14 protein-coding genes are annotated in these 9,440 nt (G+C 73.1%); 7 read left to right on the top strand and 7 right to left on the bottom strand.

All coding sequences use genetic code 11. The annotated features are described in order from the left end of the window. Both ACFWYS_RS36055 and ACFWYS_RS36050 read left to right on the top strand, forming a co-directional pair. A partial coding sequence (locus ACFWYS_RS36055) for a carboxymuconolactone decarboxylase family protein (RefSeq protein WP_384778262.1) occupies positions 1 to 259 on the top strand: 259 nt, incomplete at its 5' end. Positions 260 to 290: 31 nt separating this feature from the next. Then, positions 291 to 692 carry a cupin domain-containing protein gene (locus ACFWYS_RS36050; protein ID WP_384778259.1) on the top strand — a complete coding sequence of 134 codons (402 nt, stop codon included), beginning with the start codon at positions 291 to 293 and terminating at the stop codon, positions 690 to 692. Between the two features lie 145 nt (positions 693 to 837). Here the strand turns inward: ACFWYS_RS36050 and ACFWYS_RS36045 are convergent, their stop codons facing one another. Then, positions 838 to 1,284: a TIGR03668 family PPOX class F420-dependent oxidoreductase gene (locus ACFWYS_RS36045; protein WP_384778256.1), complete on the bottom strand. Its 447-nt coding sequence runs from the start codon at positions 1,282 to 1,284 to the stop codon at positions 838 to 840. Positions 1,285 to 1,382: 98 nt separating this feature from the next. Here ACFWYS_RS36045 and ACFWYS_RS36040 point away from each other — a divergent pair, with 98 nt between their 5' ends. Next, entirely contained in the window at positions 1,383 to 1,838 is a 456-nt protein-coding gene (locus ACFWYS_RS36040; RefSeq protein WP_384778253.1) for an archease, read from the top strand. Between the two features lie 49 nt (positions 1,839 to 1,887). On the opposite strand, the gene ACFWYS_RS36035 is transcribed toward ACFWYS_RS36040, so the two are convergent. Further along, a complete protein-coding gene (locus ACFWYS_RS36035) occupies positions 1,888 to 3,300 on the bottom strand; it encodes an RtcB family protein (protein ID WP_384778250.1) in 1,413 nt (470 codons plus the stop codon). 178 nt (positions 3,301 to 3,478) lie between these two features. Here ACFWYS_RS36035 and ACFWYS_RS36030 point away from each other — a divergent pair, with 178 nt between their 5' ends. Beyond that, positions 3,479 to 4,603 (top strand): CapA family protein, encoded by a 1,125-nt coding sequence (locus tag ACFWYS_RS36030; protein ID WP_384778247.1) that lies wholly within the window; start codon positions 3,479 to 3,481, stop codon positions 4,601 to 4,603. 28 nt (positions 4,604 to 4,631) lie between these two features. Here ACFWYS_RS36030 and ACFWYS_RS36025 read toward each other — a convergent pair whose 3' ends face one another. The 4 genes from ACFWYS_RS36025 to ACFWYS_RS36010 all read right to left on the bottom strand — a co-directional run bounded on the left by ACFWYS_RS36025 (position 4,632) and on the right by ACFWYS_RS36010 (position 6,664). Beyond that, positions 4,632 to 5,273 (bottom strand): phosphoribosyltransferase, encoded by a 642-nt coding sequence (locus tag ACFWYS_RS36025; protein WP_384778244.1) that lies wholly within the window; start codon positions 5,271 to 5,273, stop codon positions 4,632 to 4,634. A gap of 114 nt (positions 5,274 to 5,387) precedes the next feature. Then, positions 5,388 to 5,723, bottom strand: a complete 336-nt coding sequence (locus ACFWYS_RS36020) for a hypothetical protein (RefSeq protein WP_384778240.1) — start codon at positions 5,721 to 5,723, stop codon at positions 5,388 to 5,390. A 102-nt stretch (positions 5,724 to 5,825) separates the two neighbouring features. Next, on the bottom strand, positions 5,826 to 6,056 hold the full coding sequence (locus ACFWYS_RS36015) for a hypothetical protein (RefSeq protein ID WP_384778238.1): 231 nt from the start codon (positions 6,054 to 6,056) through the stop codon (positions 5,826 to 5,828). 212 nt (positions 6,057 to 6,268) lie between these two features. Continuing rightward, entirely contained in the window at positions 6,269 to 6,664 is a 396-nt protein-coding gene (locus tag ACFWYS_RS36010) for an SseB family protein (RefSeq protein WP_384778235.1), read from the bottom strand. 170 nt (positions 6,665 to 6,834) lie between these two features. Here ACFWYS_RS36010 and ACFWYS_RS36005 point away from each other — a divergent pair, with 170 nt between their 5' ends. Continuing rightward, positions 6,835 to 7,488: a phosphoribosyltransferase gene (locus ACFWYS_RS36005; protein ID WP_384778232.1), complete on the top strand. Its 654-nt coding sequence runs from the start codon at positions 6,835 to 6,837 to the stop codon at positions 7,486 to 7,488. A gap of 49 nt (positions 7,489 to 7,537) precedes the next feature. Continuing rightward, a complete protein-coding gene (locus ACFWYS_RS36000) occupies positions 7,538 to 8,110 on the top strand; it encodes a GNAT family N-acetyltransferase (RefSeq protein ID WP_384778229.1) in 573 nt (190 codons plus the stop codon). Positions 8,111 to 8,131: 21 nt separating this feature from the next. Here ACFWYS_RS36000 and ACFWYS_RS35995 read toward each other — a convergent pair whose 3' ends face one another. Next, positions 8,132 to 8,911, bottom strand: a complete 780-nt coding sequence (locus tag ACFWYS_RS35995) for an SDR family NAD(P)-dependent oxidoreductase (protein WP_384778226.1) — start codon at positions 8,909 to 8,911, stop codon at positions 8,132 to 8,134. Between the two features lie 213 nt (positions 8,912 to 9,124). Between ACFWYS_RS35995 and ACFWYS_RS35990 the strand changes: the two genes are divergently transcribed. Then, positions 9,125 to 9,298: a hypothetical protein gene (locus ACFWYS_RS35990; protein WP_384778223.1), complete on the top strand. Its 174-nt coding sequence runs from the start codon at positions 9,125 to 9,127 to the stop codon at positions 9,296 to 9,298. Positions 9,299 to 9,440 lie beyond the last annotated feature (142 nt).

Here is a 9,440-nt window from a genome sequence, read left to right as displayed (position 1 = left end):
GGTGCACCTGGGCGGCGCGTGGTGCGCGCCGCCGGCCCGCGCCGGGCGGCCCCCCGCCGGGGCCCGCGCGCGGCCCCCCGCCCCAGCCCCCCCCCCCCCGCAACTCGGCCACCACCTGCGCGTGGCGCTGGAGAACGGGCTGAGTGTGGAGGAGCTGTCCGAGGCGATCACGCACCTTGCCTTCTACGCCGGCTGGCCCAACGCGATGACCGCGATCACCCTGCTCAAGCAGATCGCCGACGAGCAGGCCGCCGCCTGACCACGCCACCTACGACAAGAAGGCACCACTCATGGAATTGTTGAACAAGCCGTCGACGATGAAGCTGCCCGCCCAGTGGTTCACCGGGGACGCGTGGGCGGACGTGATCTACCGAGGTGAGGACCCCTCCCGTGCCCGCGCGAACGCGGTGCGCTTCGCACCCGGCGCCCGGACCGCCTGGCACAGCCATGGCCTGGGCCAAACCCTCTACATCGTCGAGGGAATCGCCCTGATTCAGTCCCGCGGCGGCGAGATCCTCCAGGCTTATCCGGGCGACGTGATCTGGACACCGCCGGGCGAGGAGCACTGGCACGGCGCCGCCCCGGACCACTTCATGACGCACATCGCGCTGTGGGAGACCGACGAGGTCGACTGGCTTGAACACGTCAGCGACGACGAGTACGGCGGCCCGCGCACCAGCACCCGCTGCTGAAGACAACCCGTAAGGAGCACCACCAGCCAAGCGCAAGAGGCCGAGTCGGAGATCATCCCTCCACGCCGGCCGACCCAGGTCGCGCTCAGCCGACCATGATCAATCTCAGCGCCAACCGCTGTGCCGATCTTCCCCAAGGCCGGATTCACACGGTCGCGGCGCGCCAGCCGCTCCAGTGCAGGACGGTGATCACGACCACCGGCCCCTCCGGCGGCTCCCGTGTGTACTGGGCGTACTTCTGCCGCAGCAGGCCGACGGCGGCGGCGTACTCCTCGCGCGCCGCCTCCCCGGGCGCGTCGGGCGGCAGGATCCGGGCGCCGCCGTCCGCCCGCACCCACCACAGGCGGTCCCAGTCGTCGTCGTACGCGTCCACCAGGAGGCAGACGGCGGGGGTGACCTCGATGTTGTGCAGCCGCTTGAGCCGCCGGGACCGCTTCGGTTTGCCGTCGACGGCGGTGACGATCTCGTCGCCGCGCACCGCGAACACGACCGGCACCAGATGCGGGCGGCCTCCCGGGTCGACCGTCGCCAGCCGTGCGACGGCTGCCGCGGCGAACCGCCCGCGCGCCTCGTCCTGCTCGATGTGCGGCATGTCGGCTCCTCACGCGAGGCGGTACGTCGTGCCCTGTCCCGGGTACCCCTATCCGTGTAGCGCCTTCCGGGCGGGATCACGCGGATCGGGTGGTGCAGATGGTCGGTGACACGGACGACGACATCGAGACACGGCGGCGCGGCGGCAGCGGCCATCGGGCGGTGCCGCACACGGCCGACGTGCGCGTCGAGGCGTGGGGCGCGAGCCGGGAGCGCTGTCTGATCGAGGCCGCGCTGGGGATGGTGGAGTGCTTCGCGGACGTCACGGCGGTACGGCCCACCTCGGTGGAGCGGGTGCGGTTCGCACAGGACACCGACGAGGATCTGCTGACCGCCCTCCTCGACGAGGTCGTCTTCCGCCTCGACGTGGACGGCCAGGTGCCCGTCGATCTGGAGGCCGACGCCACGGAAGGCGACCTGGACGTGCGCCTCGCCCTCGCCGACCTGGCGGATGTGGAGGTCACCGGCGCCACACCGAAGGGAGTCTCCTGGCACGGGCTGCAGATCGGGCCGGGGCCCTACGGGTGGTCGTGTGCGGTGACCGTGGACGTGTGAGGAGTACGGCCGCACGGACGCTGTCGGAAGTCGTACGGCCGCCGTGCCCTCAGCCCTTCACCACCCCCAGCGGCACCAGCCGGGCCACCGTCCGGCACAGGCCCGCGCCCTCGCTCGCGGCCACCACCTCGCCCACGTCCTTGTACGCCTCGGGCGTCTCCTCCGCCAGGCCGCGCAGGGAGCGCGGGCGCACCGCGATGCCCGCCGACTCCAGCCGGGCCCGCAGTTCCCGGCCACCCACCGCGCGGGCGGCCCGATGGCGGCTGAGGACACGGCCGGCGCCGTGGCAGGTGGAGGAGAACGCGTCCCCGCCGGGCACACCGACCAGGACGTAGGAGGCGGTGCCCATCGTGCCCGGGATCAGCACCGGCTGGCCGATGTCGCGCAGGTCGTCGGGCAGGTCCGGGTGGCCGGGCGGGAAGGCGCGGGTCGCGCCCTTGCGGTGGACGCACAGGGCGCGGCCGGCTCCGTGCACCGGATGGGTCTCGATCTTGGCGAGGTTGTGGGAGACGTCGTACACCAGCGACAGCCGGGTGCGCGCGGTGCGGCGGAAGACCCGGCGGGCCGCGTCGGACAGCAACTGGCGGTTGGCGCGGCCGTAGTTGGCGGCGGCCGCCATGGCGCCGAGGTACCGCTGCCCCTCCGGTGACTCGACCGGTGTGCAGGCCAGTTGGCGGTCGGGGACCTCGATGCCGTACCGGGCCATCGCGCGGTCCATCAGCCGGACATGGTCGGTGCATATCTGGTGGCCGAGGCCGCGCGAGCCGCAGTGGATCATCACGCAGACCTGTCCGACGGCGAGCCCGAACACGGCGGCGGCCGGCTCGTCGTACACCTCGTCGACGCGCTGCACCTCCAGGAAGTGGTTGGCGGAGCCGAGGCTGCCGACCTGGCCGAGGCCGCGCTCGCGGGCCCGTGCGCTCACCTGGTCCACGTCGGCGTCGGAGACCGCCCCGCCGTCCTCGCAGCGCGTCAGGTCCCGCTCCTCGCCGTGGCCCTCCTGAACCGCGTACCGGGAGCCGCCGCGCAGGATCCGCTCCAGCTGGCCGGGGCCGGTCAGCTGCCAGACCCCGCCGGGTCCGGCGCCGCGCGGCACGGCCCGGTCCAGGCCGTCCATCACGGCGGTCAGCGCCGACCTCAGCCCCTTCGCGTCGGTGTCGGCGGCGAGCAGCCGTACACCGCAGGAGATGTCGAAGCCGACCCCGCCGGGCGAGACGACACCGCCGTCGGCCACGTCGGTCGCGGCGACGCCGCCGATGGGGAAGCCGTAGCCCCAGTGGATGTCCGGCATCGCGTACGACGCGCCGACGATGCCGGGCAGCGTGGCCACGTTGGCCACCTGCTCCAGCGATTTCTCGGCGTCGGTCAGCAGTTTCGGGGTCGCGAACACCACGCCCGGCACCCGCATCGGGCCGTGCGGGTCGATACGGAAGCGGTGGGGAGTCTCCTCGACCAGTTCCATGACGGCCTCCCGCGCCTCGGCCGAAGGTTTCCTGCGCGCGGCGCGCAGATGCGGGGTACCCGCGCGGGGGCGTCCGTATCGCGTCGGGCGGTGGTGAACGGTGATGGCCGGGGGGAGGTGTGGGTGAGGTGTGGGGGACGTGATCCCGCCCGGCACTTCGACCTCGTACGGTTGAGACATGAGCGGCGGCACGGTGACGCTCTTCGTCTGTGGTGACGTGATGCTCGGACGTGGCGTCGACCAGATCCTGGCCCGGCCCGGTGACCCGGCGCTGCGGGAGGGGTACATCGCGGACGCCCGGTCGTACGTGACCATGGCGGAGTCGGTGAGCGGACCGATCCCCGCCCCGGTCGACCCGTCCTGGCCGTGGGGCGAGGCGCTGGCGCTGCTGGAGGCGACCGCGCCGGACGCGCGGATCGTCAACCTGGAGACGTCGGTCACGACGAGCGACGCCTTCGAGCCCGGCAAGGCGGTCCACTACCGCATGCACCCGGCCAACCTGCCGGCCCTGACGGTGGCCCGGCCCGATGTGTGCGTCCTGGCCAACAACCATGTGCGGGACTTCGGCCGCGCGGGCCTGGAGGAGACGCTCAGCGTGCTGCACGGCGCCGGTCTGCGCACGGCCGGCGCGGGGCGGAGCGCCGAGGAGGCGTACGCGCCTGTGGCCCTGCCGCTCCCCCACGGCGGCCGGGTGCTCGTCTTCGCCCTCGGCGTCGGCAACAGCGGCATCCCGCCCGACTGGGCGGCGACCGCGGACCTGCCCGGCGTCGCCCATGTGCCGGAGCTGTCGCCGTCCGCGGCCGGCGCGGCGGTGCGGCACATACGGCAGGTGAAGCGGGCCGGCGACATCGTGGTCGTGTCCGTGCACTGGGGTTCCAACTGGGGCTACCTCGTCCCCCGCGAGCAACGCCGCTTCGCGCACGCCCTGGTGGACGGCGGCGCCGACGTCGTGCACGGCCACTCCTCGCACCATCCCCGCCCGGTCGAGCTCTACCGGGGCCGGCTGATCCTGCACGGCTGCGGCGACTTCATCGACGACTACGAGGGCATCCCCGGCTACGAGCCGTACCGCGACGACCTGCGCATCGCCTACTTCGTGACGGTGGCGTCGGACACGGGCACCCTCACCGACCTGCGCATGGCGCCGCTGCTCGCCCGCCGTATGCGCCTGGAACCGGCCCCGCCCGAGGACCGCGCCTGGCTCCGCGACACCCTGGACCGCATCAGCTACCGCGTCCATCTCACGCTGGACGCGGACGGCACGCTCACCCTGACGAAGCCGGTGGCCCGGGCCACCGGCTGAGCCTCCGGGACGCGCCCGCGGCACACGCCTACTCGCCGCGCAGCGCCTCCAGCACATCGGCGTCGGTCAGCTGCCCGAAGTCCTGGTACCACTCGCCTACGGCACTGAACAGCCGCGGCTCATACAGACAGACGAACTCGTCGGCCTCCCGGCGCAGTTCCTCGGCCGCCTCCGGTGCGCACACCGGTACGGCCAGCACCAGACGCTCGGGGTTCCGGTTGCGTACGGCACGCAGTGCGACGCGTGCCGTCGAGCCGGTCGCGACACCGTCGTCGACGATGACGGCGGTCCGGCCGCGCAGCTCCGGAGCCGGCCGGCCCTGCCGGTAGCGCTCCTCGCGCCGCCGCAGCTCCTTGCGCTCCCGCTCCACCACCGGAGCCAGATCGGCCTCGCTCAGCCCCAGCCGGTACAGCGACGTCTCGTCGAACAGCGGAGGTTCGTCGCCGGCGAGCGCGCCGACCCCGAACTCCTCGTGGAACGGGGCACCGATCTTGCGTACGACGAGCACGTCCAGCGGGGCGTCCAGCTCCCGGGCGATCTCGCGGGCGACCGCGACGCCGCCCCGCGGGAGGGCGAGGACCACCGGGTGCGGAAGGCTGCCCTTGTCCTGCCGGATGCGCAGCTGCTCCGCCAGCTCCCGCCCGGCCTCTGTGCGGTCACGGAACTGCATGGGCTTCCCCTTCCGTCCGTCGCCGCGTACCCCGCGTATCGGCGCCGGACACACGGCCGGGCTGGTCGGGCCCGGCCGTGGATCGGGTGTGCCCCTGCTTGTCGGGCCCGGCCCCTACTGGATGGTCCAGCCCACGCTGCCGACGCCCGAGCTGTAGAACGCGCAGACGCCGGACGACTCGCTGTACTGGCCCGGGGTCAGCGTCACCCAGTCGCCGGAGACGTCCGGGGCCAGGCCGCAGACGATCTCGGCCCGGAAGGTGACGTTGTGGTCGGTGTTGTTCTGGCAGCCCGCGATGCCGTGGTTCGGGTTGTTGTTGTGCACCACGCCGTGGCAGTCGACGGTGCCCGCCGCGGCCTGTGCGGGGGCGGCCAGGCCGCCGAGGGTGAGGGCCAGGGCCGAGACGGTGGTGGCCAGGCCGGCGGCGAAGATGCTCTTCCTGCGGTTCATGAAAATCCCCGTGAGGTAGTGGTTCCGTTCGGATGTGCGCCTTCAGTCAAGATCAGCGGCGCTTCGTCGGGAACCTCAGACATCCCAGGGTCGTGCCGGCCGTCACCCGCCCCCGGTGTCGGCCTCGTTCCACTCGTAGGGCCCGCCGCCCTGCCATTCGATCAGCTCGGGATCGTCGACGGCCCGGTCCTCCGCGGGCAGGTCCGCGCGGTGCACCAGGTCCAGCACGTCGAAGAGGCTGTACGCGGTGCCCGCCGGCTCGCCGCGGATCGTCACCTGACGCCCGCCGTCCGACGCGGGCGGCAGCACCACCACGGGGGGACGCGTGCTCATGTCACCACCATGCGCTCTGCACGGCCCGCACGCAGCCCGGCGTCCCGGCCAGATCCCGCGCACGGGGACCCGCCGTCAGCGCCGGCGGAGCCCCACGAGCGGGCCGCTGACCGGCAGCCCGTGCGCGTGCGGGTCGATGTCATGCTCGCCGCAGTACCCGTATGGGCGCGGGCCACACGGTGGCGGGGGCGGCCCTCAGGGGTCCGCCTCCCTCAGGTGTCCCCCTGGTCCAGCAGCGTCCTGACTCCGTGCGAGGTCAGCGCCAGCTGCTCGGGGGTGCCGGCGTCGATGACCAGGGACAGGTCGGCGGGCCAGCCGTGGGCGAGGGCCCCGAGCAGCACACTGCGGTGCCGACGGATCCGGGGCAGGGCCTGTTCCATGCGTTCCTGGGTGGTGAAGACGGGGACCAGTTCGGTGCCGTCCTCCTGTTCGAACACGGGGAGCGTCAGCGCCTTGGGGGGCGGCCCCTCCGCGTCCGTCGCCGCCGGGACCAGCACCTCGCTGTGGGCCAGTGTGTCCAGCGCCGCCTGGTCCGCGCCCTGCTCGACGACCGTGCGCAGCGCCTGCTGGGTGGCCAGGGCCTCGTTGTCGTGATGGGGGTCGGTCATGGTTCGTCCCCTCGCCGTGTGGTGCCCGTCCGTCCGGATACTCGCCGGGGGTTCGGGTACCCGATCGACGCCACGTCATGTGCGCACACCGGGAGGGGTACCGGCCGCGCGTTTCGCCGGGTGCCGTGCCGGGCACTCGGCGGCCGCGCCGACGTCGAGGGAGGAGTGCCGTGTCATTCCGCGACCGCACCCATGCCGGACGGGAACTCGCTCTGCGGCTGGTCGAGCGGGCCGGCTCCGGCCATCTGACCGATGTGCTCGTGCTGGCCCTGCCGCCCGGCGGCGTGCCCGTCGCCGCGGAGGTGGCCGGTGCGCTGCACGCCCCGCTGGACGTGCTGGTCGCCGGCGAGATCAGCACACCCGTCCGGCCGGAGACGGCGATCGGCGCGCTCGTCGCCGACGATCCGCCGCTGTACGACCGGCGCAGCCTGGCCATGATGCATCTGTCCGAGGACCGGCTCGGCGATGTCGTCGTCGGCGAACGCAACGAGTTGCACCGCCGTGAGTACCGCTACCGCGGCCGCCGCCCGCTCCCGTCCGTCAACGGCCGCACGGTCGTCCTCGTCGACGACGGCCTGACCACCGGCCTGACCGCCACGGCGGCACTGCGCTTCCTGCGCCGCCACGGGCCGACCCGGCTGGTCCTGGCCATCCCCGTCGGCAACGCGCGAACGCTCTTCTCCGTCCGCGACGAGTGCGACGCCCTGGTGTGCCTCCAGCAGCCGCCGTCCCTGCATGCGGTCGGCGAGTACTACGAGGACTTCACCCCGGTCTCCGACACCCAGGTCGCGGACACGCTGCACGCGTTCCACGCCCCTGCTTGACACGGTCGTCCCCGGGTCGGCCGCGGATGCGCCATGACAGGGTGGAGTCATGGTCATCGAAGTTCGCCCGGCCTCGGTCTTCGAGGACGTCCGTGCGGTGGTCGGCCCGAAGTCGCCGACGGCCAACGTCTGCTGGTGCCTGAGCTACCGCATTCCGTCCAAGCTGAACAACGAGCTGCGGGGACCGGCCCGCGGCGAGTACGTCGCCGAGCTGTGCCGTGCCGATCCGCCTCCGGGGGTGCTCGCCTACGACGGTGACGAACCGGTCGGCTGGGCCGCCGTGGCGCCGCGCTCGGCCACGACCTTCGCGCGCAACCGCAAGATCCCGCACCTCGACGACCTGCCGGTCTGGTCGCTGTGGTGCATCCGCGTCCGCCCCGGTCACCGCAAGCAGGGGATCACCCACGCCCTCATCGCCGGAGCCGTCGAGTTCGCCCGTACGCAGGGTGCGCCGGTGATCGAGGCGTATCCGCTCGACAACGGCGACGCCAGGGTCGACCTGACGATGGCGTACGCCGGGCTGCGGAAGAACTTCGAACGCGCCGGGTTCGTCCACGCCGCCGACACCACCTCGGTGCTGGCCGGACACCCCCGGATCCTGATGCGTCTCGACCTGCGCTGACGGACCGGCCGCGCGCCGGGCTCAGTGCACGGAGAAGCCGCCGTCGACGAAGATCGCCTGCCCGGTGACATACGCCGAGGCACGGCTGGCGAGGAACACCGCCGCACCGGCGAAGTCCTCGGCGAGGCCGTTGCGCCCGACCATCGTCCGGGCGGCCAGCGCCGCCACCCGCTCGGGGTCGGACGACAGTCGTGCGTTGAGGGGCGTCATGACGAACCCGGGCACGAGCGTGTTGCAGGTGACGCCGTACGGCGACCATGCCTCGGCCTGCGATCGGGCCAGCGACTCCAGCGCCCCCTTGGAGACACCGTAGGCGCCGCTCTGCACGAACGCCCGGTGCGCCTGCTGGGAGGTGACGTGGATGATCCGCCCGAAGCCCCGCTCGGCCATGCCCGGCCCGAACCGCTCCCCCAGCAGGTAGGGCGCCTCCAGGTTCAGGGCCATCGTGGCGTCCCACACGTCTTCGCCCAGCTCGCCCATCGGCGGCCGCAGGTTGATCCCGGCGCAGTTGACCAGGATGTCGGGCTCGCCGAACGCCTCGACCGCCTCCTCGGCAGCCGCACGCACCCCGTCCCGCGTGCCCAGGTCCGCGCTCACCCGGGCCGCCCGGCAGCCGAGGGCCTCCAACTCGCCGACCGTCGCGGCCAGTTCCGCCTCCCGGCGGGCCACGATCACGACGCTCGCTCCGGCCCGGGCCAGGGCCTCGGTGACGGCCCGGCCGATGCCGGAGCTGCCGCCGGTCACGAGGGCTACCCGGCCGTCGAGGGAGAACAGTTCGGAGAGGTAGGGCTGCGAGGTCATGTCGGCACCCTAAGCCGCGCGATCATGGCGTCGACGCTCGGGGCGTTCACGGCTGCCGGGGCTCGGGGGCCGCCGTACTGTGGAGATGCGTGCGGGCGGCACCGTGTCACCGGTCGGTGCGGGGGTGCCGGACCTGCGCTCGGCGGTGCCGGGCCCTGACGCGCTCAGCGGAGGGCCGACCGACCCGTCCCGTACGCAGAAGGGACGATCACCATGAGCGTGAGCCACCACACCCCGTCACAGGCCGAGGGCGAGCGCGACGACGCCGACACCCCTCGGGCCGATCACCCGACGCCGGAGTACACGACGCCCTCCCAGGCCGAGGGCGAGCGCGAGGACACGCCTGCGGAGGCCGAGAAGAACGAGACCCTTCGCAGCGGTTCCTGACGGCTCGGACGCGCGATGCCGGTATGAGCCCATCCGCCGCGGGCACTCGGAGCCCGCGCCCGCTCCGCCGCGACCGCCCTGACCCCCCCGCCGGCTTACGGGAAGGGTATGTGTGGGTAGCTGAGCGACACTCTGTGTATCG

The sequence above is a fragment of the Streptomyces sp. NPDC059010 genome (genome assembly GCF_042740355.1).
In the GTDB taxonomy this organism is placed as follows: domain Bacteria; phylum Actinomycetota; class Actinomycetes; order Streptomycetales; family Streptomycetaceae; genus Streptomyces.
This window is presented reverse-complemented; position numbering and strand designations above follow the sequence as displayed.